Origin of the sequence: Cohnella sp. (genome assembly GCF_041641335.1) — a bacterium.
Lineage (GTDB): Bacteria > Bacillota > Bacilli > Paenibacillales > Paenibacillaceae > Cohnella.
In genome coordinates this window covers 1-25,875 of record NZ_JBEPYQ010000068.1, presented here as the reverse complement: position 1 = coordinate 25,875, position 25,875 = coordinate 1, and the positions used below count along the sequence as shown (strand labels likewise).

At 55.0% G+C, this 25,875-nt stretch carries 35 protein-coding genes and 1 pseudogene; 33 read left to right on the top strand and 3 right to left on the bottom strand.

Translation table 11 applies throughout. From position 1 onward, the window contains the following. The first annotated feature begins 2 nt into the window (after nt 1–2). The 5 genes from ACESLM_RS20635 to ACESLM_RS20615 all read left to right on the top strand — a co-directional run bounded on the left by ACESLM_RS20635 (nt 3) and on the right by ACESLM_RS20615 (nt 3,308). Entirely contained in the window at nt 3–563 is a 561-nt protein-coding gene (locus ACESLM_RS20635; RefSeq protein ID WP_372633694.1) for a GNAT family N-acetyltransferase, read from the top strand. A 115-nt stretch (nt 564–678) separates the two neighbouring features. Continuing rightward, nucleotides 679–1,302 (top strand): alpha/beta fold hydrolase, encoded by a 624-nt coding sequence (locus tag ACESLM_RS20630; RefSeq protein WP_372633691.1) that lies wholly within the window; start codon nt 679–681, stop codon nt 1,300–1,302. Between the two features lie 2 nt (nt 1,303–1,304). Next, complete coding sequence (locus ACESLM_RS20625) at nt 1,305–1,805, top strand: cysteine hydrolase family protein (RefSeq protein ID WP_372633688.1); 501 nt, start codon at nt 1,305–1,307, stop codon at nt 1,803–1,805. Then, entirely contained in the window at nt 1,802–2,905 is a 1,104-nt protein-coding gene (locus tag ACESLM_RS20620) for a nucleotidyltransferase family protein (protein WP_372633686.1), read from the top strand. Before ACESLM_RS20625 ends, ACESLM_RS20620 begins: the two co-directional genes overlap by 4 nt. Before the next feature lie 49 nt (nt 2,906–2,954). Beyond that, nucleotides 2,955–3,308, top strand: a complete 354-nt coding sequence (locus tag ACESLM_RS20615) for a VOC family protein (RefSeq protein ID WP_372633683.1) — start codon at nt 2,955–2,957, stop codon at nt 3,306–3,308. 126 nt (nt 3,309–3,434) lie between these two features. Here ACESLM_RS20615 and ACESLM_RS20610 read toward each other — a convergent pair whose 3' ends face one another. Beyond that, complete coding sequence (locus ACESLM_RS20610) at nt 3,435–3,698, bottom strand: hypothetical protein (RefSeq protein WP_372633681.1); 264 nt, start codon at nt 3,696–3,698, stop codon at nt 3,435–3,437. Between the two features lie 187 nt (nt 3,699–3,885). Here ACESLM_RS20610 and ACESLM_RS20605 point away from each other — a divergent pair, with 187 nt between their 5' ends. From ACESLM_RS20605 to ACESLM_RS20565, 9 genes are all read left to right on the top strand, one after another. Continuing rightward, a complete protein-coding gene (locus tag ACESLM_RS20605; RefSeq protein WP_372633678.1) occupies nt 3,886–4,305 on the top strand; it encodes an MFS transporter in 420 nt (139 codons plus the stop codon). Nucleotides 4,306–4,360: 55 nt separating this feature from the next. Further along, nucleotides 4,361–4,612 carry a hypothetical protein gene (locus ACESLM_RS20600; RefSeq protein ID WP_372633677.1) on the top strand — a complete coding sequence of 84 codons (252 nt, stop codon included), beginning with the start codon at nt 4,361–4,363 and terminating at the stop codon, nt 4,610–4,612. A gap of 20 nt (nt 4,613–4,632) precedes the next feature. Next, the gene (locus ACESLM_RS20595) at nt 4,633–4,935 is read left to right on the top strand and encodes an MFS transporter (RefSeq protein WP_372633675.1); all 303 of its coding nucleotides are present in this window, start codon (nt 4,633–4,635) and stop codon (nt 4,933–4,935) included. Nucleotides 4,936–5,065: 130 nt separating this feature from the next. Then, nucleotides 5,066–5,524, top strand: coding sequence for a RidA family protein (locus ACESLM_RS20590; protein ID WP_372633673.1), 459 nt, complete (start codon nt 5,066–5,068; stop codon nt 5,522–5,524). Between the two features lie 31 nt (nt 5,525–5,555). Further along, nucleotides 5,556–5,936, top strand: a complete 381-nt coding sequence (locus tag ACESLM_RS20585; RefSeq protein WP_372633670.1) for a hypothetical protein — start codon at nt 5,556–5,558, stop codon at nt 5,934–5,936. 74 nt (nt 5,937–6,010) lie between these two features. Then, the gene (locus ACESLM_RS20580; RefSeq protein ID WP_372633667.1) at nt 6,011–6,412 is read left to right on the top strand and encodes a hypothetical protein; all 402 of its coding nucleotides are present in this window, start codon (nt 6,011–6,013) and stop codon (nt 6,410–6,412) included. A gap of 15 nt (nt 6,413–6,427) precedes the next feature. Further along, the gene (locus tag ACESLM_RS20575; protein ID WP_372633665.1) at nt 6,428–6,907 is read left to right on the top strand and encodes an SRPBCC family protein; all 480 of its coding nucleotides are present in this window, start codon (nt 6,428–6,430) and stop codon (nt 6,905–6,907) included. 25 nt (nt 6,908–6,932) lie between these two features. Next, on the top strand, nt 6,933–7,463 hold the full coding sequence (locus ACESLM_RS20570; RefSeq protein ID WP_372633662.1) for a GNAT family N-acetyltransferase: 531 nt from the start codon (nt 6,933–6,935) through the stop codon (nt 7,461–7,463). Nucleotides 7,464–7,621: 158 nt separating this feature from the next. After that, nucleotides 7,622–7,822 carry a hypothetical protein gene (locus ACESLM_RS20565; RefSeq protein WP_372633660.1) on the top strand — a complete coding sequence of 67 codons (201 nt, stop codon included), beginning with the start codon at nt 7,622–7,624 and terminating at the stop codon, nt 7,820–7,822. Between the two features lie 63 nt (nt 7,823–7,885). Here the strand turns inward: ACESLM_RS20565 and pdxR are convergent, their stop codons facing one another. Further along, nucleotides 7,886–9,328, bottom strand: a complete 1,443-nt coding sequence (pdxR, locus tag ACESLM_RS20560) for a MocR-like pyridoxine biosynthesis transcription factor PdxR (RefSeq protein ID WP_372633657.1) — start codon at nt 9,326–9,328, stop codon at nt 7,886–7,888. A 212-nt stretch (nt 9,329–9,540) separates the two neighbouring features. Between pdxR and ACESLM_RS20555 the strand changes: the two genes are divergently transcribed. The 7 genes from ACESLM_RS20555 (at nt 9,541) to ACESLM_RS20525 (ending at nt 14,219) form a co-directional block, all read left to right on the top strand. Next, complete coding sequence (locus tag ACESLM_RS20555) at nt 9,541–10,497, top strand: carbon-nitrogen hydrolase family protein (protein WP_372633654.1); 957 nt, start codon at nt 9,541–9,543, stop codon at nt 10,495–10,497. A gap of 466 nt (nt 10,498–10,963) precedes the next feature. Next, a complete protein-coding gene (locus ACESLM_RS20550; RefSeq protein WP_372633652.1) occupies nt 10,964–11,251 on the top strand; it encodes a hypothetical protein in 288 nt (95 codons plus the stop codon). 25 nt (nt 11,252–11,276) lie between these two features. Then, nucleotides 11,277–11,933, top strand: coding sequence for a hypothetical protein (locus tag ACESLM_RS20545; RefSeq protein ID WP_372633649.1), 657 nt, complete (start codon nt 11,277–11,279; stop codon nt 11,931–11,933). A 141-nt stretch (nt 11,934–12,074) separates the two neighbouring features. Continuing rightward, the gene (locus ACESLM_RS20540; protein WP_372633647.1) at nt 12,075–12,734 is read left to right on the top strand and encodes an HAD family hydrolase; all 660 of its coding nucleotides are present in this window, start codon (nt 12,075–12,077) and stop codon (nt 12,732–12,734) included. A gap of 16 nt (nt 12,735–12,750) precedes the next feature. Beyond that, nucleotides 12,751–13,218: a GNAT family N-acetyltransferase gene (locus tag ACESLM_RS20535; RefSeq protein ID WP_372633644.1), complete on the top strand. Its 468-nt coding sequence runs from the start codon at nt 12,751–12,753 to the stop codon at nt 13,216–13,218. A gap of 1 nt (nt 13,219) precedes the next feature. Continuing rightward, nucleotides 13,220–13,789 (top strand): NUDIX hydrolase, encoded by a 570-nt coding sequence (locus ACESLM_RS20530; RefSeq protein WP_372633641.1) that lies wholly within the window; start codon nt 13,220–13,222, stop codon nt 13,787–13,789. 13 nt (nt 13,790–13,802) lie between these two features. Then, the gene (locus ACESLM_RS20525) at nt 13,803–14,219 is read left to right on the top strand and encodes a GNAT family N-acetyltransferase (RefSeq protein WP_372633639.1); all 417 of its coding nucleotides are present in this window, start codon (nt 13,803–13,805) and stop codon (nt 14,217–14,219) included. A gap of 39 nt (nt 14,220–14,258) precedes the next feature. Here the strand turns inward: ACESLM_RS20525 and ACESLM_RS20520 are convergent, their stop codons facing one another. Then, entirely contained in the window at nt 14,259–15,164 is a 906-nt protein-coding gene (locus tag ACESLM_RS20520; RefSeq protein WP_372633636.1) for a LysR family transcriptional regulator, read from the bottom strand. A gap of 177 nt (nt 15,165–15,341) precedes the next feature. On the opposite strand from ACESLM_RS20520, the gene ACESLM_RS20515 reads away from it, so the two are divergent. The 12 genes and pseudogenes from ACESLM_RS20515 to ACESLM_RS20460 form a co-directional block, all read left to right on the top strand. Beyond that, nucleotides 15,342–16,469 (top strand): extracellular solute-binding protein, encoded by a 1,128-nt coding sequence (locus ACESLM_RS20515; RefSeq protein WP_372633633.1) that lies wholly within the window; start codon nt 15,342–15,344, stop codon nt 16,467–16,469. A 4-nt stretch (nt 16,470–16,473) separates the two neighbouring features. Continuing rightward, complete coding sequence (locus ACESLM_RS20510; RefSeq protein WP_372633630.1) at nt 16,474–18,156, top strand: ABC transporter permease; 1,683 nt, start codon at nt 16,474–16,476, stop codon at nt 18,154–18,156. Beyond that, on the top strand, nt 18,153–19,313 hold the full coding sequence (locus ACESLM_RS20505) for an ABC transporter ATP-binding protein (protein ID WP_372633627.1): 1,161 nt from the start codon (nt 18,153–18,155) through the stop codon (nt 19,311–19,313). Before ACESLM_RS20510 ends, ACESLM_RS20505 begins: the two co-directional genes overlap by 4 nt. A gap of 4 nt (nt 19,314–19,317) precedes the next feature. Then, nucleotides 19,318–19,965, top strand: a complete 648-nt coding sequence (locus tag ACESLM_RS20500; RefSeq protein WP_372633624.1) for a metallophosphoesterase — start codon at nt 19,318–19,320, stop codon at nt 19,963–19,965. A gap of 76 nt (nt 19,966–20,041) precedes the next feature. Next, complete coding sequence (locus ACESLM_RS20495; RefSeq protein ID WP_372633622.1) at nt 20,042–20,734, top strand: HAD family hydrolase; 693 nt, start codon at nt 20,042–20,044, stop codon at nt 20,732–20,734. Nucleotides 20,735–20,773: 39 nt separating this feature from the next. Next, nucleotides 20,774–21,232 carry a hypothetical protein gene (locus tag ACESLM_RS20490; protein ID WP_372633619.1) on the top strand — a complete coding sequence of 153 codons (459 nt, stop codon included), beginning with the start codon at nt 20,774–20,776 and terminating at the stop codon, nt 21,230–21,232. Further along, nucleotides 21,210–21,431: pseudogene (locus ACESLM_RS20485) on the top strand (LLM class flavin-dependent oxidoreductase); the annotation flags it as partial. The gene ACESLM_RS20490 and the pseudogene ACESLM_RS20485, both read left to right, overlap by 23 nt. A gap of 184 nt (nt 21,432–21,615) precedes the next feature. Continuing rightward, complete coding sequence (locus ACESLM_RS20480; protein ID WP_372633616.1) at nt 21,616–21,927, top strand: hypothetical protein; 312 nt, start codon at nt 21,616–21,618, stop codon at nt 21,925–21,927. Nucleotides 21,928–21,958: 31 nt separating this feature from the next. Then, nucleotides 21,959–22,486, top strand: coding sequence for a hypothetical protein (locus tag ACESLM_RS20475; protein WP_372633613.1), 528 nt, complete (start codon nt 21,959–21,961; stop codon nt 22,484–22,486). 12 nt (nt 22,487–22,498) lie between these two features. Beyond that, on the top strand, nt 22,499–23,059 hold the full coding sequence (locus tag ACESLM_RS20470) for a GNAT family N-acetyltransferase (protein WP_372633610.1): 561 nt from the start codon (nt 22,499–22,501) through the stop codon (nt 23,057–23,059). 15 nt (nt 23,060–23,074) lie between these two features. Continuing rightward, complete coding sequence (locus ACESLM_RS20465; RefSeq protein WP_372633607.1) at nt 23,075–23,599, top strand: hypothetical protein; 525 nt, start codon at nt 23,075–23,077, stop codon at nt 23,597–23,599. A 283-nt stretch (nt 23,600–23,882) separates the two neighbouring features. Next, nucleotides 23,883–25,875, top strand: a 1,993-nt coding sequence (locus ACESLM_RS20460; RefSeq protein WP_372633606.1) for an ATP-binding protein, incomplete at its 3' end; no start/stop codon positions are given.

The following is a 25,875-nucleotide window of genomic DNA, read 5'->3' as shown; positions in this document are numbered from 1 at the left end:
AGATGAGAAGTGATCGTCTATATTTTAGAGAATTCGGAGAAGATGATTTCTCATTGTTATATTCCATTTTCTCTAACGAAGCCATCATGAAATACGCGTTTATGGATAAGGTTGATAGCGAAGAAGATTTGGCTCCCTATTTTCAGAACATTTTGAAAAATAACGGAACGACCGATAATCGCTTCATTTTCGAATACGCCGTGTTCGACCAGACCGGCCGCCAATTCATCGGTTTTGCGGATGCCGGGATCGTAAAGAAGAATAGGGACGGCGGCAGCGCGGAAATCGGATACTTCCTGCACCCCGAATTCTGGGGCAACGGTTATGCAACCGAAATAGCCAATTGCCTCATAGGATTTTGCTTTGATCAATTGGGCGTCCATCGCGTATTTGCTCGCTGCAACGCGAATAATACAAACTCCGAAAAAGTCATGATCAAAACAGGGATGAGAAGGGAAGGCGAATTTCGAAAAGTAAGGTACAAAAATGGCGGATGGGATAATGAACTGCAATACAGCGTTCTGGTGGAGGAATGGAATCCAACAAGAGCCAAACGGAATTAAAAGATCTCAACGTTCTTTAGCGTTCGACACGAAGTATTATGGATCTATGCGGAAGATTTGCACGAGTTGTGGTTGACTCTCCAAGGCCGTATGAAGCCCGAAAGGATGGAGCGAAATGAAAATAGAGGTCATTCAGCTTTCCTCGTTCTGGGGCACGAGTCTGCGCCAACGGCACATCTCCGTTAGAGAAGGCAATGACAGATTAGCCGTGCTGTTTCCGGGCAGAAATTATCCTTGCGAACTTCCGCTTCTCTATTATGCGGGGAATGCGGCACTCCAGCATGGCTTCGATTTGTTAATCCTGGAGTACGGGTATCAAGCCGCCAGAACTCAACTCCATCTATCGGACTTACCGAAAGTGATAGACGAAAGCTTTGAATCCGTTCTTAGCGTTTATGAAAAACATGATCAAATCATCTTTATAAGCAAGAGCCTGGGAACCCTGGTCGCTGGCGAAGTGCACCAAAAGCTGCAAGCCCAAGTCGATCATCTGTTCCTGACGCCATTAGCCGATACGATTCCGTTTATTCAGGCTACGAATGGAATCGTGATTTATGGAGAGAACGACCCCTTGTTCGGCCCCAAAGAGGTAGAACAAATCAAAGATAGGTCAAGGACCATCGTAATTCCGAATGCAGATCATGGACTGGAGACAGGAAATGTTAAAGAAAACCTGATAAACTTAGGAATCATCGTCGATGTATACTGGGATCTCTTCGGAGACAGAAGGAGCAATTAATCATGAAAATAGGATTTCTAGTTATCGATATGCAGAGCGTTCACTTGGAAGGGATAGAGAAGAAGCACGTAGATAGAGCCTGCGAATATATCAATTACGTAGCGAATATGGTCCGCTCGAACGGTCATGTCGTTATCCATATTCGGGACACCGAAGGGTTGACCGAAGAGAACAGAGAAGCCTACGATACGATTCCGGAAATTCGAGTCGAAGCCGCGGATCGGACTTTGACCAAAGAGTATTCCAATTCGTTTTGGAAAACAGAACTGGAGCAAATTCTACGGGATGAAGGAGTCGAATTTGTAGTCATCTCCGGAAACGCCGCGGAGCACTGCGTCTTGTTTACCTATAATGGAGCGTTAGAGCGAGGATTCAGCGCGGTCATGTTGCAGAACGGAATTTTGAGCCGATTCGATGATGTGATCTCGGCGACCTACAGGGATAGAAACATCGTTTCCTATCCTGCGATTAAATACATGCTTAAGCCGCCTTCCCCCCAATGAAAATTCGGATTATCGGCTCGTGCGGGAGCGGCAAGTCGACGGCGGCGAAACAATTGTCTGTAAAGTACGGTATTTCCAGCTTTGAGATCGATAATATGATCTGGGATAGAAGTGCAGATAACTTAAAGTATCCGGAAGAAGTAAGGGATGCAATGTTAGCCTCCATTCTTCGCTCGGACTCTTGGATCATAGAAGGAGTCCAATATAAAGAGTGGACGCTGAGCTCGATCGAGCAAGCGGATCTGGTTTTCATACTTGACCCGAACGTGTACATACGGGACTACTGGATCATCAAGAGGTTTGTTCTGTCTCGAACGGGAATACGTCCATGGAATTACACGCAATCGTTTGGTAATCTATGCAAGATGCTCGTGCATTGGAATCATCGCTACGACTACCGAAGCGCCATTGAAGTCGTACGTGAATGCGGCAAGCAACCTTATCTTGCCAAATCGAGGAAAGACATCGAGAAGCAGATCGATAGGTGCTTAACAGCGAATCAACGGGGGAGAAAGGGGTTTTTAATGAAGCATGAAGACGAACTTATAGACTTATTACGAACTCATCCCTTTCTTATGAGAGACCTGAAGCTCGTCCATTCCTTAGGCTTGCCGGACGGATGCATAGCCGCGGGGTACGTAAGAAATTTTGTGTGGGATCATTTTCACGGGAAGAGCAAGCTTACGCCGTTGAACGATATCGACGTTCTTTATTACGATACAGCCGATCTTCGGGATGAGACCGAGAAGCGCTATGAAGAACAATTGACCAAGCGGCAGCCCGAGTACAATTGGTCGGTTAAAAACCAAGCCAGAATGCATCAAAGAAACGACGAGCAGCCCTATCGCTCTGTCGAAGATGCCATGAAGCGTTGGCCGGAAACCGCAACAGCCGTCGGAGTCGCGCTGGACCACACCGGCAAGTTAAAAATTATTGCTCCTCTTGGGTTGGAAGATCTGTTCAGTTTGCAAATAAGACGCAGTCCGTTTTTCGACGATTCCGATTATTACAGATCCAGGGTGAAAAGTAAAAATTGGTTGAACCTGTGGCCGAGACTTTGTTTAGTAGATGAAAGGACTGGATGGGTGCAACGATCATAGGTCACCGTATTGACGTTTCGCGTTATTCGTTTAAGAGGAGGCAACCGCCATGACGTCCCCGATTTCAAACCAAATAGGAGCCGTATTTATTCCGGTAAGCAGCATCGAGCAAGCCCGAGACTGGTATTGTGATATTCTGGGCATCCCGGCTGACGGCGAAATTCTGTTCGGCCACCTCTACGTCATCTCGCTGCAAGGAACGAACCTTGTCCTGGACAGCAAAATCTATTCCGAGGACAGGGTCTGTAAAGTGGCGGCGTTCCACTTCAATACGAACGATATAGAAGAAGCGTACCAGTATATGGAACAGAAGAACGTCTACCTCGTCACCGGAATCGAGCATAGCCAATGGTTTAATTTTAGAGATCCTGACGGCAATCTGTTGATGGTCTGCAAGTGTTAACGTTTGCCTATGCCTTACGTTTAGTATGAGGATTTTCGTGAAAATGAAGACGCCTCCTGACCGATAAGTCAAGGAGGCGTACGCGTCGAGAGCTTGGATGCGTATCGTTATCCGACCGTTGCCGGCTCATGCGGCTGGATCGGTCGATTTCTGTTGATGCGGATTAACGTTCAATTCCGCGGCAGGCTCGACAGGCGCATCGTCTCCGATTTTGTAATGTTTCTCATACATATGGGCCGGGACGATCAGGCAGAAGAGTACGAGCGCAAGACAGAAAGCGAAAAATCCGTAAACGCTGATATAGTCCGAGACGAGTTGACCGCCTTCCGCAGCTAGCTTCGCTACGCTCTCGCCGACAGGGGGCAGGTTGGACAGAAATTGAATGCTCACGAGCATAACCTCCAAATAAGAAGATTCTTTCTGACTCCTATATTAAAGCGCCGCGCCGCGGATTAATGTGATAAAAATCACTATAACGAAAATCAATGCTCGCAGCAGCGAAGGATAAGCTGACTCTGCAAGAGATACGATAAGGAGACACCATGGCCTTCAACAGAACGCGATTAAACGAAAAGAAATGCTGCTCATTACCGCCGTAGCTCTCGGAACCTTACTGAATCCTCTGAATACGACGATGATTTCGGTTGCGCTGGCGCGCCTGCAGGAGGATTTCCAGCTGACGTTTGCCGACGTGTCTTGGCTCATTTCCACCTACTACTTGGCGAGCGCGATCGGTCAGCCGCTTATGGGCAAGTGGAGCGATTTATTCGGTCGTAAAAAGGTGTTCATGATCGGGCTTCTGCTCGTCACCTTGTCGTCATGCCTTGCTCCGCTGGCCCCGAGCTTCGGTTGGTTGATCGGATTTCGGATCATTCAGGCGCTGGGAAGCTCGGCACTGTTTCCGTCGGGCATGGCGATGATTCGCAGCCAAATTACCGCCAACCAGGCTAAGGCTTGCGGTCAGCGCCGGATTGACGTATGCGTTATACCTTTATGAAATCGGTCATAGCAAGCCGTTCATCAATGTCGCTTTCTTAAGGAACAACAGAAATGTGACGCTGATCTACGTACAGTTTATTTTAACCAATATGGCGTTTTATTCGATTATGTTCGGCATCCCGTCTTACCTTCAACGTGTCCAGATGATGGATGCGCAGCAAGCGGGGCTCGTCATGCTGTCGATCGCCGGGTTCAGCGTCATCGTCACGCCGCTGGTAGCCGCTGGATCGACCGAAGCGGTTCCAGGCCGTCGCTTCTGTTCGGAACGTTTTCCGTCGTTGCGGGATGTCTGCTCCTGCTGCTGATTCGGGATCAGGCGAGCGTTGTGACGATTTTCCTTGTGCTGTGCGTCCTGGGGATTGCCAACGGCTTTAACAATCTGGGCATGCAGACGGCGCTGTACGATTATGTGAAGAAGTCGGAGACGGGCATCGCCTCCGGCCTGTTCATGACGTCCCGCTTTATCGGGACGATCCTTTCTTCCAGCCTGCTGGCGGCGCTCTTCGGCAAAAATATCACCACCCCGCATCTGCACAGCATGGCATGGGTTTGCGCGGGACTCGGCGTGCTTATGTTTGTTTTGACGGTGCGCATGCCCAGAGCGGATAAGCAAGAAGCCGTTGAATAGGGGCAGGATCATGCTGCGTTCGGACGACGATCCTTCGTCGAATGCGGCTTGAAATCGGACCGTTCATATTGACCAATCCGGTGAATCGGGGTACACTCTTTCCAATATTTATAATATTGGGGGTTTTTACATGTCCGGACACATGATCGAGGATCGGCTGCAAGAGCTTAACATTACTCTTCCCGCAGCAAGCCAGCCCGCAGCGAAATACGCGAATTTCGTTATCGTGGGCGACTTGATGTACGTCTCGGGTAAAGGTCCGTCCGGAAATCCGAAAGGAAAACTCGGAATCGATTATACGACGGAGCAAGGGTACGCATTCGCACGAGAGACGGCGCTCGAAGTGCTTGCCGTCCTGCAGTCCGCGTTAGGTTCGTTGGATAAGGTGAAGAGGGCGGTAAAGGTTCAGGGCTTCGTCAACGCAAGCGCAGCTTTCGAGGAGCATCATAAGGTGCTTAACGGCTTTTCGGATTTGCTGCTTGAGGTGTTCGGGGATAAGGGGCTTCATGCCCGTTCCGTCTTCGGTGCGGTCTCGGTAAGAGACAACCTGCCGATTATCGTGGACACGATATTTCAGATCGAGACTTGATCGTCGGTTAAGGCTCTCAAAGGAGGAAGCAATGAAAACCTACTCGGGCGCCAACCGTTTTATATTGTTTTCATCAATAGGATTTATCGTTGTGACAGTCGCGCAATTGCTAGTGAACCTTCACTATCAGAGATTCTTTTTTGTGGTTCTGTTCGGCCTCCTTGCAGCGGGTTTCGGTGTGTTTGCCGTTTTTTTGGCGCTGGATCTTATCGTAAAAGACCAAAAAACGATGAGCGTTCGAGTCGTCCGTCTGGATCGCGAGATCATAACGATAAGAAAACCCAATGGGAAGAAACGAAAAATCAGAATCATGCCATCCGAAATCGGGAAGTTCGGCGAAGGGGAGACGTTGGAACTGATCCTAACGAAAAGAACGGGAAGAATCGTAAGCGTGAAAGGGGAAACACCGTGAGCAACCCTACTTTATACGAACGCTTTCTGCTGCTCGCCGAGGATTTCAATCGCCAATCGGATATCGTGCCGCTATTGTACGGATCGTTAGGGCTGGAGGTTTTAACGGGAGCTGACACCTATCCGGAGGATATTGACGTCCTGGTTCCGCTTGCGTTTCTTCAAGATCGCTGGGATGAGTTACGGCAGCTAGTCGAGAGCCGAGGCTATACCCTCGTCGACCTTCGGGAACGCGAATTCGATAACGGACAGCACAAAATCGCTTTTGCGGATATCGAGGATCTTAAAGCATTTGCTGGGATCAGGCCGGAGGAGATAGAGGAAAGAGAGGAACGCGCAGCGAAATATAAACTGCTGAATCTTCGCCAATACTACGCCGTCTATAATCGTTCCGTGCTCGACGGCTACAGAATCGGTACAAGAAACAAAAAGGATAACGAAAAAATCGAACTGATCGAAAACCTGCTAAGCCAATAGGAGAGACGACAACATATGGTGACCGTTCAAACCCGAGTCGAGATCGATGCGCCGATCCGGCATTGCTTCGACTTGGCAAGAGACATCGACGTACATACCCGAACGGTGTGGAAGCATACGAAGGAAAAGGCGATTCGGGGCGTTACGAGCGGCCCGATCGGACTGGGACAGACGGTGACTTTCGTAGCGACGCATTTGGGAGTCAGGCAGCGGCTCACCTCCTTGATTACCGAGTACCGCGAGCCTTACTTGTTCGTGGATGAGATGCAGAAGGGCGCGTTCAAGCGGCTGAGGCATGTCCATGAATTCGAAGAGGCGAACGGCAAGACCGTCATGACGGATACGTTAACTTTCGAAGCTCCGCTCGGGATTATCGGAAGATGGGTCGAGAGACTTGTCCTGAAGGAATATATGAGGAAGTTTTTGGAGCACCGCAACCTTGAACTGAAAAAGCTGGCCGAGGACCGCAACAACAAAAACAGAACCGAAATCTGAACGACCCGAAGGAGATTACACTTCGATGAATATACGGATTTTACAACATTCTGACGCTGAATCGTACAGGCAATTGCGCCTCGCCGGGCTGCAGACGAATCCGGAAGCGTTCGGCTCTACCTACGAGCAGGAGGCGCAGTTTACGCTGGAGACGATGATCAATAGAATTACGCCCAGCAAGGACAAGTTTGTGTTAGGGGCGTTTGCGGAGGACGGTTCATCATTGACGGGAATCGTGACGTTCGTGCGCGAAAGCGGCGTTAAAACCTCACACAAAGCAAACGTATACGGGATGTACGTGGCGCCTTCTGCTCGGGGCAAGGGGATAGGCAGACGGCTTCTCGTCGAGTTGATCGAAAAGGCAAAGGAGTGCGACGGGCTGGAGCAGATCAATCTGGCCGTCGTATCGGACAACGCGCCCGCCAAGAAGCTCTACCGCGCGCTTGGCTTCGACACGTACGGGGTGGAGAAGAACGCCCTAAAATACAACGATCAGTATTACGACGAAGATTTTATGGTTTTCAGGCTGAGCGAGTTAGGCCCATCGTTTAACTAGGATGACCGACAAGCCCGGCAGAAAACCGTTCACGTAAATGGACGGGCAAAAAAGATCCGAAATGGTTGGTTACATCTCTCTCCCGTTCATTATAATGAGGGGTATAAGACGGATACACAAAGACAGTTTATCCATAAACCATTAGGCAGGTGATGAGCATGGAATGGCTGCTGGCGATTGTCGTTGTCGTTATGGTTGCGGGATTGGCGGCGACGCTGATCATTGGTCAATCGAAGAGCAATAAAGAAACCGATCCCCGGTATACTCAAAATACAGGCAAAAAGTGGCTGCGACTCGGCGGCATCTACGTCGTCGGAATTATCGCGGTAGCCGTTATCGCGATCGCGTTGAACGACTAGACGCCGTTTTCCTTCCTCATGCGCTCACAACCGCCGAGCGCGCAGCTCCGCGGTTGTTTTCGGTTATGCGCCGCCGAGCGTATCTTTCAGAGCTTCGGCAAACTTGGCGATTCCCTCCGCAATGTCCTCCGTTCGCGCCCTGGCGAACGTAAACCGGACGAAGCCCGAATCCGATCCGTAGACGCTGCCCGGTACGAAAACAACGCCTCTGCGAATCCCTTCCTCCAGCAGCTTGCCGTCATGAACCTCGGGAACCAGCTTGCACCACAGATGCAGCCCCCCGTCGGGGACCGCGAACCGGATCAGGCCGGGCAGTTCCTTGTTCAGAGCTTCGACGAGCAAATCCCGCTTAAATACCAGCTGCATGCGCAGCCGCTCCAGATGCGGGTCGAAATAAGACGAGCTCAGAAACTGCGCGGCCATCTGCTGCGGAATCACGCTGAGTCCGAAGTCCATCTGCTGTCTCGCGTCGGCCAGCCTCTCCGCGATGGCGCGGGGAGCGACCATCCAGCCGATTCGCAGACCGGAGGCGGCGATCTTGGAGAAAGAGCCGATGTGCAGGACGGAGCCGACCTCGTCCATCGATTTAAGAGGCGCGGGAGGCATTCCATCGTAAGCGGTTAAGCTGAACGGATCGTCCTCCACGATCGGCAGCGCCAGTTCGCTGGCCACCTCCAGCAGCTGTTTTCGCCTCTCGGCGGCCAGTACGGATCCTGTAGGGTTTTGAAAATTCGGGTTCGCAAACACCATCTTGATGCGATGCTTCTTGTACAAAGCCCGAACGTCCTCCGGACGAACGCCGTGCCGGTCGACCGGAAGCCGGAACAGCCGCAAGCCCGCGGATTGGAACATCGGCAGGGAGTAGCAGTATGAAGGATCTTCGATCGCGACGGCGTCTCCAGGCGACAGCAAGCATTGCGTAATGAGATACAGCGACTGCTGCGAGCCGGAAGTAATCAGGATGGAGGCTTCGGTCGCACGAATTCCCCGATGCTTCTCCAGATAGCCGACCAGCGCTTGCCTGAGCGGAACGTAGCCCTGAGGATTATCGTAGCCCAAATATGAAGTATACCGATGTTCGCTCATGAGCGCGGCGATCTCGTCGATCGGGGCCAGATCCGCAGCCAGCTCTCCGCTGGCGAAGTCGATCAGGGAAGGGTTTTGGGCGAGAGCTTCCCGAATTTTGCGCATGAAGGGCAGATTGGGAAGAAAATGTCCTCCCTCGGAATAGCTCTTCCAGTTCGGCGTATGCTTGGGGGCAACTTCCCATTTGGACGTGCTGACGCGAGTCCCGCTGCCCGTCTTGCTTTCGATAAGCCCAGTCGCCCGAAGCTCGTCGAAGGCCATAATGACGGTGCTTCTGTTGACCCCGAGCTGGGCGGCCATTTTGCGTTCGGACGGCAGCAGACTGCCCGGCGGAAACTCGCCGTAGGCGATTCGCTGCTCGATATGGTCGGCGATTTGCTCGTATAGAGGTTGTCGGCTGTGCCGGTCCGGCTTCCACATAGGTTTTGTCTCCCGTTATGCATTCAATCCTGGTGCGCTTATTATCATACCACTGTTTTCCTGAAAAAAAAGATGTCCGGTTCGCGCAAACCCCGAAGATTCGTTGAACTTGGATGGGCAAAAGAACGAGGAATTGGAGGGTCTGCCAGCGGTCCGAATCCGATATGATAGGGGCAAAGCCGTCAAATCGGAACGAGGAGAGAGGAACCGCCATGAGAATCCGTTATGTCAAAGTCGCCGTCGTACAAGCTGCTCCAACCCTGTTCGATAAGTCATCCGCCATGGACGCGATCCAGAGCATGACGAGGAAAGCCGCGGTGAAGGGGGCAAAACTTGTCGTTTTTCCCGAAGTGTTTCTGCCCGGATACCCCAGAGGGCTGGGATTCGGCGCGCGTGTCGGCAGCCGCACGGAGGAAGGAAGACGGCTGTGGCAGCGGTACTGGGACAGCTCGATCGACGTTCCCGGCGAAGAGACGGAGAGGCTGGGCGAGCTGGCCAAGGAATTCGGCGTATATCTGATTGTCGGGGCGGTGGAGCGGGACCGGGAGTTCAGCAGAGGCACCTTATATAACTCGATTCTCTATTTCGGGCCAGGCGGAGAGCTTCTGGGCAACCACCGAAAGCTCGTGTCGACCGGCTCCGAACGTCTTCTGTGGGGACAAGGGGACGGCAGCACGTTAACCGTCATCGATACCCCCTGCGGCAGGGTAGGCGGATTGATCTGTTGGGAGAATTATATGCCGCTTGCCCGCGCGGCCATCTATGCGCAGGGAGTCGACATTTACGTGGCTCCTACGGCGGACGCCCGCGATTCGTGGCAATCGACGATTCGCCATATCGCTTGCGAAGGCCGCTGCTTCGTGCTTTCGTGCAATCAATATGCGACGAAAGCCTCCTATCCCGAAGATCTGGCGTGTCATGAGGAACTTCGCGATCACAATGAAGTGTTGAGCAGGGGAGGCAGCGCCATCGTCGATCCGCTCGGCGATTATGTCGCTGAGCCGCTGTACGGCCAGGAAGGGCTTCTGCTCGCCACGCTGGATCTCTCCAAAGTCGTGCAAAGCCGCTTCGACTTCGATGTCGTCGGCCATTACAGCCGCCCGGACGTCTTTCAATTAATCGTTAACGACAGAAAACAAGAAATCGTCCGAAAGGCATCCGACAATTGATGTATTTTCTGGTAAAATAAATGTCAGAAAAATGAACGAAGACGTAAGCTTCGGCGTTGGAGAGGAGGTGCAGGTTAACGAGCACCTGTCTTTGGTTTATTTTCGCAAGGAGATTAGGGAGGGCGCAGGATCGTTAAGGATGATGGCAGGCTCCGGAAGATCAGGGACGAAGAAAGAATGGCGAAGGGGACCCGTCGCCGCGGAGTCAACTGTATTATCATGAATGCCGACATTCATGAAATAGATCGTCTGACAGGAGCCGAATTGGAGCCGTACATGGAGCTCAACTTATCCGAGGATCGCTTAAGGAGCGTCGTTTCGTTCGCCTATTCGGGCTGGGAGCTGGAATATACGACGACCAAGGCGCTGGAGTTCGAGATCGAGAGAGACGGTCGGGAAATTCTGCTTAAAAGCGATTGCGTTACCTTCGTCTGGCGAAACGGGGTAGACGAGGGAATGGAGGTGCATGGACTTGAGAACTCGGTATTTAATCGAAGCTTTGCTGTTCAGTCTGATCGTGATCGGGGGATGGGTCGGCTGGGCGGTCGTGTCCGGAATTATGCTGACGCGCAACTACGTTCCGGATATTGTGGAAAGCTATAACAGCGTGGAACATTTACAGAGCGAAGTATCGTTCGGAGTGGTCTACAACGTTCACTGGTCGATATTGGCGGGAGGCTTCATCGCGCTCGCCGCTCTCTATTATTTCGTACGAGCCTGGTTAACCAGACGCTTGTCGGCAAGAAAGAGTTAAGAGCTCTAGAAAGGAAATTGCCATCATGAAGAAACTTACCGCCATCCTATTGATACTCTGCTTGACGGGCTGCGCCAAGGAGCCGGCCGAATCCCCGGTCGCTTCCGATAGCGGTCTGGAGAGCGGGCACATCGCGATCGAAGGACCGATGACGATTTCCAGCAACGGCTTGTATCCGTTCAGTCATGAGAACGAACAATTAAATCTCCAATTGGTGACGGGAAGATATTACGAGGATTGGACTCCGGGACCGCTCATGGGAAGAACCTGGACCGGGGAGTTCCGTCTGGTGCTTGCCGACGAGGGCGGGCAGATCAAGAAAGAGTTTTCGCTGCAAGGCTATTTCGATGAACCACTCGTGTTTAACTCCTTGTTCGAAATCGAGTTCGAAGATTACAACGGAGACGGCAACGCGGACTTCACGATCGGACAGTACGGTTCGAGCAACGGCAACTTCTACAAGCTGTTTACACTCGGCGCGGACGACGAACTGGAAGAGTTGAAGGTTCGAGGGCATCGCGAGCTGTTCATTAGCGCGACGGACGGCAGATATTCGACGAGATTGGAGAAGACCGGGGAAGGCTCCTTCAAGAAATCCGCTTACGACAACTCGAGCGGGAAACAGGTAGAGACCGTCTTTACTTGGAACGGAACCGAGTTTGTCGAGCAAAGCGGCGATTGAACGGCCGAATGACCCTTATGAACAACTGCCGGGCTCTGGTTCAGCGATTGTTCCCGTTACACCGGCATTATATAATGGGAAGCGTCAGGCGGGGGCCATCGTTCGGCAAGGGCTTAATCGTTAAGCGAGGGGACGGCGCGCATGGGGGAGTATCCGGTCAAAGGGATCATTTTCGATATGGATAATACGCTGCTTCGTTCAAGAATCGACTTCGGGCGAATGAAGCAGGAGATCTATGCGTACTTGCAGGATCGCGACCTACTGCCGGAGCAGGCCTCAATCGACCGGGAGACGTCTTCCACGCTTATTCGGCAAGCGTTGGCGACGAACAGAATGGCGCCGCGGCAAGTGAACGAGGTGTGGGCGATCGCCGCCAAGCACGAAACCGAAGGAATGGCGGGGGCGGACCTGGAGCCGGACGTGCGGGAGATGCTCGAGGAATGGAAGGGCAAAGTCGTGCTCGCCCTTCTGACCAACAATTCGATCTTCGCGGCAAGGGCCGCATTGGAAGAGAATCGCATTTTGCACGTTTTCGACTTGGTCGTCGGACGGGAGGACGCGGGCGAGATGAAGCCTTCGCCGGACGGGGTTCGGCTCATCTTGAATCGCTATCCCCGGCTGACCCCTCGCGATTGGATCTCCGTCGGAGACGCGTGGATCGACTGCAAGGCGTCGCAAGATGCAGGCGTCCGTTTTATCGCCTACCGTGCCGACATGGAGAAGATGCGAAGGGCCGGCACGATTCCCGAGGACAGCATCGCGCGTCTCGCAGAGCTGTCGCGAGTCATTCAGAGTACATAGGAGGCGCTGCCGCGACATGCAACTTCATTTAAGAGGCGCGACGATAGACGATCTGGAGCTGCTGACGGATATGAACCGGCAACTGATCGAAGACGAGGGCAGCTCCAATCCGATGAATCGCGAGCAGTTAAAGCGGCGGATGCGGGACTGGCTGACGTCCGATTGGAAGGTCGATCTTCTGATGAGCGGCGATGCTATCGTCGGGTACGCTCTCTATCAATTCAGATTCAATGTCTATCGGCCGGAAGTTCGGGAAGCGTACATACGGCAATATTTTATAGGCAGGGCCTATCGGAAAACGGGGTACGGACTTCAAGGAGTGGAGCTGCTGAAGGAACAGCGGTTGAAGGACGCGGAGACGATCGAGATCGACGTGCTGGAATCGAACCGGATCGGCAAGAGCTTCTGGTTAAAAGCCGGGTTCGCGCCCTACGTGACCAACATGAGAATGAGTAATCGGTCCGGCTGGAAGGATGGGGAATGATTTGGCTGACATCATAATCAAATACAATATTTGTTTCGTTAAACGCGGCAACGAGATTTTGTTGCTGAATCGCGAGTTCGCTCCGTGGATGGGCTGCTGGAACGGAGTAGGAGGCAAGCTGGAGAAGGACGAAGAGCCTCGCGACGCGATGATCCGGGAGATCGTCGAGGAGACGAACATTGAACGCGATCAGTATCGCTTGCATTTCAAAGGGATGATCACTTGGAACGACGACGATACCAGCTTCGGAGGCATGTACCTCTATGTGGCGGAGGTGCCGGGCAGCTTCGCCTATCCGACTCCTCTGCAGACGGACGAAGGCATTTTGCAATGGATGACGGTTGGCTGGATTATGGACGGCAATAACAGCGGGATCGTATCGAACATTCCGAGATTTCTAGAGAAGGCGCTGAACGATCCGGATTGCTACGAGCATCACTGCTGTTACCGGAACGATGAACTCATAACTCTAAGCTCCAACCAAATAGACCCGTTAACGGAAACGGACCGTCCGCTCAGGGAAGCTTACCTGCGAGATAAGCACCGGGGAGTGCTGGCGATCGGAAACTAAGGAGGCAACGCGCATGTCGGAATCGCTTAAACTGATCAGAGGCACGAACGACGAAGCCGTCTACGTGAGAAACAAATTGGTCGAATTCAATTCCAAGCACACTCCGAACGGAGCGTACGAAGAACTCTGTCTTACTTTGAAAAACGATGAGGGCGACATCGTCGCCGGCCTCAACGGCGTCGTGCGATGGAACTGGCTGGACGTCGATATTCTCTGGGTGGCGGACGACTTCCGCGGCCGGGGACTGGGGCGAACGCTGCTGGAGGAAGCCGAGCTTTTCGCTCGGTCGAAGGGGTGCACCTTCATCAAATTAAACACGTTCAGCTTCCAGGCTCCCGAATTTTACAAGAAATACGGCTACGAAGTCATCGCGATTATCGACAACGCCCCGATCGGACACAAACATTATTTCTACAAGAAAGACCTGTAGGCCGACAGCCGATCCGAGCTCATCGTGCCGATGTCGGCCTTAGTCCGACAGAACGGACATGCTCGACCGGGCGAAGCTCAGAAACTGGCGCAGATGGGGGGACAACGTCTCCTCGTCGCGCAGCGCCAGGCAGATGAACCGGTTATTGCGGTAGCGGGGAAGCGAACGTTGGATCAACTCGCCGGACTGCGTTTCCCGGATTGCGCTTCTCCACGGCAGCACTCCGACGCCCATGTTGCACTTTAACCCCTCTTTGATCGTCTCGATCGCTCCCATTTCCATGGCCGAATCCAACTTCAGCCCGACCTGTTCCGCCCATTCGTCGGTGAGCTGTCTCGAAGTCGTGCCGGACTCGTGCAGCAGGAACGTTTCCTGTTGCAACTGCTCTAACGTAATCTCCTCCGAGGACGCCAGCGGATGGTCGGGGCACAGGAACAGCCGGAGTCCGTCCTCCGCCAATCTATGCACAACCAGCCCTTCGTCGTCCGTGACTTTCTCGGGCAGCGACACGATCGCCGCGTCGATCTCGTAGTTGCGCAGCATCGCCAGCGTCGAGCGCGCCTTCTTGACGGTCAGCAGCAGCTGCACATCGGGATGCTGGACGCGGAACTCTGCCAAATGCCGCGGGATGAAGTACGTCGCCGGCGTATGGCTAGCCCCGATTCTCAGCCTTCCTCCTTGGCGGCACCGCAGCTCGTTCATCCGTTCTTCCGCTTCGTCCACCAGAGTCACGATCCGGCGGGCGTAGGGGAGAAGCTCGAACGCGTCGCTCGTCGGCTGGAACCCCCGTGCGTTTTTGCGCCAGAGCGCCAGTCCCAGCGTCTCCTCCAGCTTCCGCAGATGGAAGCTCACGGTCGGCTGTTTCAGCCCCAGCTTCTCCGCCGTCTCGATCAGCGTATGGCCGTCGCACACCGACAAGAATACTTTCAGCTGCTGTACGTTCATCCGTATCCCTCCTGCGTTTTCTCATTCAAGTCGATTATAGATACAATCTATATTACTATCAATATAAATAGATTTATTTAACAAAAGTAGCCGGTGGAATTAACATCTCTTGTACAAACCGATGTTACCTTTTTAGTAGAGCATTTCACACTAGATTGGTGGAGGGTACAAGGGATCATGAAAAAAACGAAAACGAAGCTGACGGGAATTTCACTGCTGCTGGCCACGACGATGATGATCGTGTCCGCATGCGGAGCAAGCGGCAACAATGCGGCGAACGGCGGAGCTCAACCGTCGGCATCCCCGTCGACGGAATCGGCTTCCCCGTCCGAGACGACGCCGGCAAGCGAGACGCCGACCCCCGAGGCGCAGGACGAAGGCACGTTGACCGTATATCTGAACGACTTCGACGATATTATCGGTCCGATGTTCGAAGCGGCGACCGGCTACAAGGTCGAACTCGTCAAGGGCAACGGCGCGGAGATCATGTCCCGTATTCAAGCGGAGAAGGGCAATCCGCACTGGGACGTCGTCTGGCTCGACGCGATGCCTTCCATCTACGGAATGGGAGAAGATAACCAGCTGCTGACGGACTGGACGCCGGACAATGCGGCCAATCTGAAAGATTCTTACCAAGCGTACGTACCGGCGAACAAATCGTTCTATCCGACCGGCGCGCACGCGGCGGGAGTCATCGTCTACAACACGAACGCCTATACGGCCGACCAGGCTCCGAATTCGTGGGACGACTTCGCCAAGCCGGAGTTCAAGAATGCGGTCGGCATGGCCGATCCGGCCATCGCGGCTCCCGCGTTCCCGTTCGTTGCCCGCTTCTTCAGCGAGAAGCAGCTCGACGGCGGCCAAGCCTTCTTCGACTCCCTGTTCGCGAACGGCCTGAAGGTGTATCCGAAAAACCCGAACGTAGCGGCCGCGCTCAGCTCCGGCGAGATCAAAGCGGCGGCGCTGCAGGAATCCAACGCCTACGGCTTGGTTAACTCCGGCGAGCCGATCGGCATCATCTGGCCGGAAGACGGCGCACCGGCATCCGTGCGGGTAGCGGCGATCCAGAAAAAGACGAAAAACCCGAACGCGGCCAAAGCGTTCGTCAACTTCCTGCTCGACCCGGCTACGCAGCAGCAGCTGATCGATCAAGGCGACGAGAGCTACTTCGAGCCTTCCGTGCCGGGAGTTAATCCGAAGGCCGACCGCGCCGCCGACGCCAACCTGGTTGCCGCGGATGCCGCATGGGCGTTCGAGCACGAAGCCGAGATCAAGCAATGGTTCGCCGACAAAGCGGTGAAGTAAGCCGATGTTGAGGCTGAATCAGAACCGCCTCGGATGGTTCGTAAGCCTCGCCCTATGCATTCTGGTCCTGTTTCCCTTGGCGGCGGTCATCGTTCAGGTGCTGCTGCCGGGGGTTTTCTTCGGAGATTGGAAGCTGGGCGACTTGCGGCTGCTGCTGGAGCTGTTTAACCGTCCGTTATGGCTGAAGTCGTTGGAAAATTCCGTGCTTCTGGCGAGCGGAACGACGCTGCTGGCTACGCTGCTGGGCGGCTCGCTGGCCATGGCGCGCGCGACGTGGCGCTTTCCGACCGCGCGCTTGCTCGATGCGGCCGTCTGGGGGCTGTTGATTACTCCGTCCTTTATTTTGGCGCAGGGTTGGGTCATGTTCGCGGCGGGCGGCGGATTGGCCGTCAAGCTGTTCGGCTGGAGCTGGATAACGCCCGCCGTATTCCAGCCGGCCGGGCTGGTCGTCGTCATGACGCTGAGCAAATTTCCGCTCGCCTACTTGAGCGTGCATGCGGCGATGGAGTGGAAGGTTGAGCAGCTTGCAGAAGCGGCCCGTCTGTGCGGCGCTTCCGCCTGGCGCGTCTGGCGCACTGTGCAGGCGCCGCTTCTGCTGCCCGCGTTTCTGGCCGGAGCCGCGCTCGTATTCATGGATACGGTCGGGGATTTCGGACTGCCGGCTTCCATCGCCGCCGTCTATCGGTTCCCGACGCTTCCTTACTCCATCTATTCCGCGCTGTACACGTCGCCGATCCGCTTTGATATGGCAGGAGTGCTGTCGTTCTATCTCGTTCTGCTGATTTCCCTGGCCATGCTGCTGCAATTTTACGTCATGCGGAAGTCTCGCTTCGATTTTCTGTCGGCGCGCGCCATACCGGCGGAACCGAAGCCGGCAGGCCGGTTGACGCCGTTCCTGACGGCCGGCAACCTGCTGTTCCTGTTCGTCGTGGTCGGCATTCCGATCGGCACGAACGTGCTCATGTCGCTGTTCCGCACGCAATCCGGCGGGTTCGCGCTCGACAATCTGACGTTCGCGCATTACGTCTCGCTGTTCGCGGACCACAGCCAGCTGCTGGCAGGATTGGGCCGCTCCTTGCTCATCGCTTCCGTCTCCGCTCTGGCAGGGCTTGCGCTGGGCGTGGCGGTAGCGTTCGTGCTCACGTATTCCCGGTTCCGCTTCAAGCGCTGGATCGAAGTAATGTCGCTCGTGACGCTGGCCGTGCCGGGCGTCGTGCTTGGCATCGGCTACATTTTCGTCTGGAACCAGGCTTGGCTCGAGAAGATCGGACTGCTGCTGTACGGCAAGCCGGCCATTCTCGTGCTTGCTTCCGTCGCGGGTGCCGTCCCCGTCATCACGAGAATCATGGTGGGCGCGATGGCGAAGGTGCCTAACACGCTGCTCGACGCGGCGCAGATGCAGGGAGGCTCCTTGCTCAACCGCGTGCGGCTCATCCTGGCTCCGCTCATCCGCGGCGCGCTGCTGTCGGCGGCGCTCGCCGCGTTCGGCTCCAGCGTGTTCGACCTGGCGGTCAACGCGATTTTGTTCCCGCCTAACTTCTTTACGCTTCCGGTTTCGATCAACAAAGCTTTCGAAGATTTGAACTTCGGCTACGCGTCCGCCGCCACGATGCTGGGCGGAGGAACCGTTATTCTGATTATACTGCTGCTGGAGATGCTCTTGCGGCGAAAGGTGGCCCGCACATGAACGGCGCTTCTCTCGAACGACCGCTTCTGGAAATCAAAGACGTCTCCAAGCGCTACGAATCCCATCAAGCGCTGCGGGGAGTCTCTCTCGATATGCGCAAAGGAGAAATCATTAGCGTTCTCGGGCCGTCAGGCTGCGGCAAATCGACGCTGCTGCAGCTTATTGCCGGACTGGCCCTGCCCGACAGCGGAGAGATCAGGCTGGACGGCGAAGTAATCTCCTCCTTCCGCGGCATGCTGCCGCCGGAGAAGCGCGGCGTCAACATGGTATTTCAAGATTACGCGCTCTGGCCACACCTGAGCGTGTTCGACAACATCGCGTACGGGCTGAAGAACCGGCGCATGGATCGCGCCGACATCCGCAAGCGCGTCGGCGAATTGCTGGAGATGCTGCAGCTTGTCGGACTGGAGAAGCGGCTTCCGCCGCAGCTGTCCGGCGGGCAGCAGCAGCGGGTCGCGATCGCGCGGGCGCTGGCGACGCAGCCTCGGCTTCTGCTGCTCGACGAGCCGCTCTCCAATCTCGATATGCGGCTGCGGATCGAGATGCGCACCGAGATGGCGTACTTGTTCCGCCAGCTCGGCACGAGCGTATTCCACGTCACGCACGATCCGGAGGAGGCGTTCGCCATGGCCGACCGGCTGCTCATTATGCGCAGCGGAGCGGTCGACCAGATCGGCGCGCCGTCCGATTGTTACGAGCTGCCCGCCAGCCGGTGGGCCGCCGCGCTTCTCGGCGCGATTAACCGGATCGAAGGAACGATCGTCCGTACGGCTCGCGGCGTCGCGTTAAGAAGCGGCTCCGTCCTGATCGAAGGAGTAGGGGCGAAGGACTCCGCGGAAGGCAGCGAAGCGGAGCTGCTGTTCCGTCCGGACGACGTCGTTTACCTGGGTTCGGGAGGGGCGCCCTCCGCCGCCGTCGCCGAGACGGCCGCCGCCTCTCAAGACGGCCGGCGCCCGGACGGCGAACGAACAACGTTCGAACTCACCGTGCTGCACAGCACGTTCGAGGGCAAGCGATGGCGCATCGTCGCCAAGACGGGCGCCGGGCAGAAGCTCTATCTGCTTGGGGAACAGCAGCTGCCTCCGGGAACGCCCATTGCCGTCTCGCTGCCCAGATCGGCCGCTTACATTTACGATAAGACTCAGGAAGGGAGCTAGTCTGTTGAGCCATTCCGCAAGTCCCCGTTTATTAGCCATATCGGACATACACGGACACGAAGACGGGCTGCTGCAGCTGCTCGACGCTGCCGGCTACAAAGCGGGGAAGGACCGGCTCGTGCTGCTGGGAGATTACGTGAACGAAGAACCGAACTCCTGGGACACCTTGAGAACGATTAAGCGCTTGGCCGATCAAGGAGCCGTCGCGCTTCCGGGCAATACCGACCTCACGGTCGCCAATCTGGGAGAAGCGCCGACACATCTGGTGCCGCTGCTCGGATGGCTGAAGTCGCTCCCGCCTTATTGGATCGCGGACGGCTACCTGTTCGTGCACGCCGGCATACGCCCCGGAATCCCGCTCGACCGGCAGCCGCTTCGCGACCTGACGGAAATTCGCGAAGCGTTCTGGAGGGAGAAGGTCGAAGTCCCGTATACCGTCGTCTTCGGGCATACGCCGACCTACAAGCTTGGAGCCGAGCTCGGACGAATCTGGTGCGACGACGGACGCATCGGCATCGATACCGGCGCGAAGCACGGCCAGCGTCTGACCTTGCTGGACGTCGGGGAGCGGCTGTGCTACTCCTGTTCGACCTCCCCGCTGAATCTGTATCGGGACATTCGGACCGATTCCGTGTATAATTTTGAAAGATAACTCGAAACGTACAAGACCCCGCCTAAGATAGGAGAGCTATCCAGGGCGGGGTTCGTCTTATAACGGGGGGAAGAAGATGTACAAGGCCATTATATTCGATCTGGACAATACGCTGCTCGACTACTCGCACAGCGAGGTCGATGCCATGAAGAAGACGCTCAGGGATCATGGGGTTTGGGAGGACGAAGAGGCTTGGTGGGAGGCGTTCTGGCCCGTTTTCTCGCAGCATAATTTCAGGCATTGGATGGATTTCGTTAACAAGAGAGGTCCGCACAGAACGATTCAGGACGTGCTGATCAGCTCCTTCCGCGATTCGCTGGACGCCGACTCGGCACAGCACGAACGGCTTACAGCATCTTATTGGAACTATTTCTGCAACAACTGTCATTTCGAGAACGGCGCGCTAGGCGTGCTCGATTTCGCCAGAGACCGCTACAAGCTGGGCATCATCTCCAACGGTATCGGCGAGGCGCAGCGGAAGAGGCTGGCGGCGGGAGCCATCTCCGACCTTTTCCATTCCGTCGTCGTCTCGGACGAGGTAGGCATCCGCAAGCCGAGAAGAGAGATTTTCGATCACGCTCTGGCGGAGCTGCGATTGGAGCCGTCCGACGTTCTGTTTGTCGGCGATTCGCTGACGGACGACTATCAGGGGGCGGCCAATGCGGGCATCGACTTCTGTTACTATAATCGCGAGAAGATGAGGCTGGCGGATTCGCACAGACCCAAATATAAAATCGACGAGCTGCAGGAGCTGTTGAATTATCTTTGAGAACAGCGCCATGCGTTATGAAATTTTGGGTGAAAGGTTATGAGCGTCCTGATAAAGAGATTGCTGAATTTGGCGTTAGGCGAGCTGGCGGCGTCCGTTTCTTTCGTGGTCGTCTACCATCTGTACGCGGACTGGGGCGGGTCTAGCCAGCTGGCGCTATATTTTCTCGTCTTTCAGTTGCTGCAAGGAGCGGCTTATTGGATCTATCGGGCCCGAACAATAGGTCGGGAGCCTTCGCCGGTGGCAAGAGGTATTCTGACCCTTATGCGACGTGGCAACCTGATTTCGGCCGTCATCGCCGTTCCCTGGATTGTCACGCTGGCTGAGAGCAGAACGGATATGGCCGCGGGTTTCCTGATCTACGCGTTCGCCGTTATCGAGTACGTCAATTACTATTGGTATCGACTCAGTTATGGCAAGTCGGGCTTCAACATGGCTATGTTGCTCCGGGCGGGCTTGCGCCCTTCGAGCATCCATAAGCTTCTCCAACGCGGATAAAGCTGAGACTTTGACCGAACGCCGGGAAATCGAGAGCGTCCTGAATCAGGCCGCTCTTGCCGAGAGGCTCGAGTTCGAGGCGTACGGCATCGGCGAAAGACACGGCGCTCCGTTCCTGTCCCCTCCGGTATTGCTGGCCGCGATCGCCGCCCGCACTTCCCGCATTCGGCTGCTGACGACCGTCACCGTACTTAGCGTGTGGAGTGCGTAACGTTTACGCAGCCGCGTATTCGCCGAAGGATGCAAAATCCGGGCGGATACGCGGCTTTTTATTTTGAGGACACAACTAGAAAGTATGGGTTATAATACCAGTAGCTGATCGGCCAGGGCGCATCTGGAGAGGAGCAAAGCCGCTTGGGTCTCGCAAGAAATCTGAAAATCGGATGATGAGTCTGTCAATCGTTAGTCTGATCGGAATCGCGGTGTGGTCCGTTTGCTTGTATTTCTACGTGATGGACGACGCCGCAGTCCGCGCCGAGAGCGCCTTCTTGGTTCTGCCTTCCGAAATCGTTTGGATTTTCTACGGGGCGTACAATCTGCTTCTCTACGTACCTCTGATTGTACTGGACTTCCTCTCGTTGAATGGGGAATGGGAGCTGCGCGGATATGAAGCGGCGGGGGGAGCGTTGCTGATTAACTTTATTCCGCTGGTGCTGATGTATCTGGGAGCGTTCATCAAGAAAAATAGGTCTTAGGCGGCGGAGGAGTGGAAAGGGGTGGAGAAAAATGAGCAAACGAACGGCCATATGGACCGCGGCGGCCGTCTGCTGCGCGGCGATCGTTTTTATCGCGGCGGCGGTGCTGTTCAGCGGCGACGACAAGGACGAAGGCGTGTCGATGGCGTTCGTTAACGCGGGGCTGCGGGCGGACGGCGTCCAGCTCGGGATGCGCGAGCAGGAGCTGGTGAAACTGTGGGGGCTCGGACAATATCAGGAAGGGTTCGGAGGCCACTTCCGTCTCTATCCGGACAGACAATGCGATATCGGCATTCCCGGCGATTCGGACAACGACCTGTACGGAGACGTCGGGCAGCTGGAGATTTCGAATCCGCAGTACGGCATATTCGGCATTAACCCGGGGGATGCCGTCGCGGCAGCGGAGGAAACGCTGCATGCCCAAGGTTTCCGTCCTACGGAGCACGATGCCTCGATATGGGCTTCGGGAGAATTCACGATCATGCTCCGCGGGCAATCGGAGATCGACTCCATCTACGTTGGCTTCAACGACAAAGATTTGAGAGACAGACAGTATTAAGGGGAACCGCTTATGGAAATTAAACGGCTCGCAGCTCTATCCGAAGACGACCTTCTTTCCCTGGGAGAGTTCGGATATACGTCGATGCACCAATACGAAGCGATCGCGGAGTCGACGGCCGACGCGTTCAGCATTCGGTTAAACCTGGTTCAACTGAACGAGCCGTTCGTCAAGCAAGAACCGAACGACGGGGATGACGCCGTAGACTACGGGAAGATGGCCAAACTTGGCTATTCGTTCGGAATGTACGAAGGCGGCAAGCTGATTGCGTTGGCCGTATCGGAGCCGCAGAGATGGAACAACACGTTATTGATATGGCATTTTCAAGTGCATAAAGATTACAAGCGGCAAGGCTGCGGCACAAGGCTGATGGAGCAAGTCGTGGAATCGGCTCGTCGGGGAGGCTTCCGGGCGGTAACGTTGGAGACGCAGAATACGAACGTCGCGGCCATTCGATTCTATAGGCAATGCGGCTTCACGATAGAAGGAATCGATCTGTCGCTCTATTCGAACCGGGATACGGGCAAGGAGGAAATCGCGCTGTTTATGAGGAGGAAGCTCGAAAATACCTAAGCGGAGGGAACTGTGTTGAAAATTAGAGAGTTGGCGTTTCTGGCGATCAGAGTGCTTGCGGTTTATTTTTTCGCGCTCGGTCTGAACCATCTGGTCGCATATTTGGACTATTCCTTGCCGGCCTACTTGCAAGTGCTCGGGGACGATGCCTCGTACGGAGAGGTGTTCCTGCTCGTAGGCATACCGTCGATCTTATTGTTGCTCATCAGCGTCGCGCTATGGCTGTCGGCCGGCAAACTGTCCAGGTTCCTCGTTCCTTCGAATTCCGGAAAAGAAGAAAGCTCTCCGTCCTTTCGCGGAATCGAAGCGTTCGTGCTGGCGGTTGTCGGACTTGTGCTGGCGATCTTGTCGTTCACGAGCTTGACGAGAATTCTGCTAAACTACGCGAATATGGAAGGCCAACGCCTGTACATCGATCATCGCAGCTTCTATATCGCTCTTGCGGAGCAAGTCATTCGTCTGCTGCTGGGCATTGTGCTGATCTTGAAGGCGGAAGGGTTCGCGAAGCTGCTGCGGAGAATAAGGGGGGATCGGGAGTGAGAAGACCGCGCACATCTATCTTGACCCTTGCATGACGATGGCGGGAGTTCCTTTAAGAACGCTGAATCCGGCGATGATCGACGCTCCGCGGGATTGGAGAGCGATCTGCGTGAACGAACGATCCGTGCTGCTGCCCAAGGACGTCGTCTTGGAGGCGTGTATGCTTCGGAATGAGGGTCTTTGGACCTAGTTGCAAGCTCGAATTATGACGAATAAACTCTGAAACCGCTTTCCATTCGCCTGGTTTTCATGTACATTATTAATAAATGGCGAATACGAGGCGGTGGTCGCAATACTAAAGGATCTCGTGCTAAACTTTGCGATATCGGGCGTATTTCTGTTTCTCGTCTCACCGCTGTTCATCCGCGGGCGCACCCGACGGACGAACAAGCTCGTCCACCAGCTTATCATCGGGGGCGTATTCGGCATACTCGGAATTGTATTGACGGTTTTCGGCATCGACATCAACGGATCGGCTCAGTTGAACTTGCAAGGCATCGCCTTGATGCTGGCCGCTTATTTTGCCGGACCGGCCGGCGCGCTCTCCGAACTGGCCGTCGTCTTCTCGTGGCGGCTGGCCGCGAACGGATATTTGGACGCCGCGCAGGTTGGTATCGGCGTTGCGGCCGCCGTCGGAACGGGGCTGCTGTTTCAGAAGGTAAACTCCTATTTCCTGAAATGGCTGTCCGGCGCGTTGTTTTTATTCTATTTCTACTATGTCGGACTTTGGATTACGGGACAGATCTCGTGGGGCGCATTGAAATATGATTGTGTCTACCAGGCGGGCTTCACCGCGTTGGTTTCCGTCTTCCTCTATTATCTTGAGCGCAACGAGGCGAATAGGAGCAAGGCGATACAAGCCGAACGGGACATGAGCTCCATGCTGCGGATGCAGCCCGGACTTACCTTCCGGTTTCAGAAGCGCGGCGACAAATATTACTACACGATGATCGAGGGAAGATTACTGCAGCGAATCGGAGCCGCGCCGGAGGATTTCATCGGCAGGTCGGTCGATGAAGTCGATTTTTTCCCCCGCGACTACATCGAGCTTCTCAACCGTCAGTACGACGAAGCTTGGGAGGGCGAGGAAGTCTCTCACGAACGCCTATTTAACGATTTGATCCTCCATATCAACCTGCATCCGATTCGGACGGACGGCGCCGTCAGCGAGGTGATCGGGACTGGAATCGATATTACGGAAGAGAAGAGACGGCAGGAAGCGGATGAATCGAATAAAGCGAAGAGCCGGTTCCTGGCCCAGATGAGCCACGAAATCCGTACGCCGATCAATGCCATTATCGGTCTGAACTACATTCTTCAGCAGTCGGATCTGAACGAGAAGCAGCTCGATTACGTCAACAAGTCGATTACGGCGGCCAAGAGCTTGCTGGCGATCGTCAACGACGTGCTGGACTTTTCCAAGATCGAGGCCAACAAGGTTGTGCTGGAGAATATCGAGTTCGACCTCTACGAAGTGCTTCACAACCTTTCCAATATGGTCAGCTTCAAAGCTTATGAGAAAGGGCTCAAGTTCCGCTTTTCGATCGATCCCCAAGTTCCCCAGATGCTGATCGGCGATCCCTACAGGCTTCAGCAGATTCTCCTGAACGTCACCAATAACGCCGTGAAATTCACGAACAGCGGAGAGCTGGCGATTTCGGTTCATTGCGGCGAGCAGGCTCACGGGATGACGCAGGTGAAATTTGTCGTTCGCGATACGGGCATCGGAATGACCAAGGAGCAGCTCGAGGGATTGTTTCGCGAATTTACGCAAGGCGACATGACGACGACTCGCCGGTTCGGTGGAACGGGGCTGGGGCTGGTCATCAGCAAGAGGTTGGCGGAACTGATGGGCGGAACGATCCAGGCGGACAGTCGGCCGGGGCAGGGAAGCACCTTCGAAATCTCGCTGCCTCTCGCTTCGGCGGACGCCTCTGTTTACGGGGAAGAATTCGATCAGGCGCTGAGCTTCGTCCGTGTGCTTCTCGTCTGCTCCGATCTCCAGATGCAGTGGGTGCTGCGCAGACAGCTGTCTCAATTCAAATTCGTCGTGAATTTGGCTAACGGCGCGGTCGATGCGTTGGACAAGCTCGATCGAGGAGAGTCGTACGATATGGTTATTGTGGATTGGAAGCTGAAGGGGGAGGATCCTCTGACGCTTGCCCAGGCCATACGCGGCAGAGGGGTGTCGGAGCAACCCTCGGTCGTTCTCGTCAGCTCGTATCACGAATCGGAGCTGCAGCAGGCTTTGCAGTCCGGATACGTGTCCCGGGCGC

Coding starts and splice junctions, on each gene's coding strand:
- ACESLM_RS20635 (WP_372633694.1), top strand. CDS start 3: ATGAGAAGTGATCGTCTATATTTTAGAGAATTCGGAGAAGATGATTTC.
- ACESLM_RS20630 (WP_372633691.1), top strand. CDS start 679: ATGAAAATAGAGGTCATTCAGCTTTCCTCGTTCTGGGGCACGAGTCTG.
- ACESLM_RS20625 (WP_372633688.1), top strand. CDS start 1,305: ATGAAAATAGGATTTCTAGTTATCGATATGCAGAGCGTTCACTTGGAA.
- ACESLM_RS20620 (WP_372633686.1), top strand. CDS start 1,802: ATGAAAATTCGGATTATCGGCTCGTGCGGGAGCGGCAAGTCGACGGCG.
- ACESLM_RS20615 (WP_372633683.1), top strand. CDS start 2,955: ATGACGTCCCCGATTTCAAACCAAATAGGAGCCGTATTTATTCCGGTA.
- ACESLM_RS20605 (WP_372633678.1), top strand. CDS start 3,886: ATGCTGCTCATTACCGCCGTAGCTCTCGGAACCTTACTGAATCCTCTG.
- ACESLM_RS20590 (WP_372633673.1), top strand. CDS start 5,066: ATGTCCGGACACATGATCGAGGATCGGCTGCAAGAGCTTAACATTACT.
- ACESLM_RS20585 (WP_372633670.1), top strand. CDS start 5,556: ATGAAAACCTACTCGGGCGCCAACCGTTTTATATTGTTTTCATCAATA.
- ACESLM_RS20575 (WP_372633665.1), top strand. CDS start 6,428: ATGGTGACCGTTCAAACCCGAGTCGAGATCGATGCGCCGATCCGGCAT.
- ACESLM_RS20570 (WP_372633662.1), top strand. CDS start 6,933: ATGAATATACGGATTTTACAACATTCTGACGCTGAATCGTACAGGCAA.
- ACESLM_RS20565 (WP_372633660.1), top strand. CDS start 7,622: ATGGAATGGCTGCTGGCGATTGTCGTTGTCGTTATGGTTGCGGGATTG.
- pdxR (WP_372633657.1), bottom strand. CDS start 9,328: ATGTGGAAGCCGGACCGGCACAGCCGACAACCTCTATACGAGCAAATC.
- ACESLM_RS20555 (WP_372633654.1), top strand. CDS start 9,541: ATGAGAATCCGTTATGTCAAAGTCGCCGTCGTACAAGCTGCTCCAACC.
- ACESLM_RS20550 (WP_372633652.1), top strand. CDS start 10,964: ATGGACTTGAGAACTCGGTATTTAATCGAAGCTTTGCTGTTCAGTCTG.
- ACESLM_RS20545 (WP_372633649.1), top strand. CDS start 11,277: ATGAAGAAACTTACCGCCATCCTATTGATACTCTGCTTGACGGGCTGC.
- ACESLM_RS20540 (WP_372633647.1), top strand. CDS start 12,075: ATGGGGGAGTATCCGGTCAAAGGGATCATTTTCGATATGGATAATACG.
- ACESLM_RS20535 (WP_372633644.1), top strand. CDS start 12,751: ATGCAACTTCATTTAAGAGGCGCGACGATAGACGATCTGGAGCTGCTG.
- ACESLM_RS20525 (WP_372633639.1), top strand. CDS start 13,803: ATGTCGGAATCGCTTAAACTGATCAGAGGCACGAACGACGAAGCCGTC.
- ACESLM_RS20520 (WP_372633636.1), bottom strand. CDS start 15,164: ATGAACGTACAGCAGCTGAAAGTATTCTTGTCGGTGTGCGACGGCCAT.
- ACESLM_RS20515 (WP_372633633.1), top strand. CDS start 15,342: ATGAAAAAAACGAAAACGAAGCTGACGGGAATTTCACTGCTGCTGGCC.
- ACESLM_RS20510 (WP_372633630.1), top strand. CDS start 16,474: ATGTTGAGGCTGAATCAGAACCGCCTCGGATGGTTCGTAAGCCTCGCC.
- ACESLM_RS20505 (WP_372633627.1), top strand. CDS start 18,153: ATGAACGGCGCTTCTCTCGAACGACCGCTTCTGGAAATCAAAGACGTC.
- ACESLM_RS20495 (WP_372633622.1), top strand. CDS start 20,042: ATGTACAAGGCCATTATATTCGATCTGGACAATACGCTGCTCGACTAC.
- ACESLM_RS20490 (WP_372633619.1), top strand. CDS start 20,774: ATGAGCGTCCTGATAAAGAGATTGCTGAATTTGGCGTTAGGCGAGCTG.
- ACESLM_RS20480 (WP_372633616.1), top strand. CDS start 21,616: ATGATGAGTCTGTCAATCGTTAGTCTGATCGGAATCGCGGTGTGGTCC.
- ACESLM_RS20475 (WP_372633613.1), top strand. CDS start 21,959: ATGAGCAAACGAACGGCCATATGGACCGCGGCGGCCGTCTGCTGCGCG.
- ACESLM_RS20470 (WP_372633610.1), top strand. CDS start 22,499: ATGGAAATTAAACGGCTCGCAGCTCTATCCGAAGACGACCTTCTTTCC.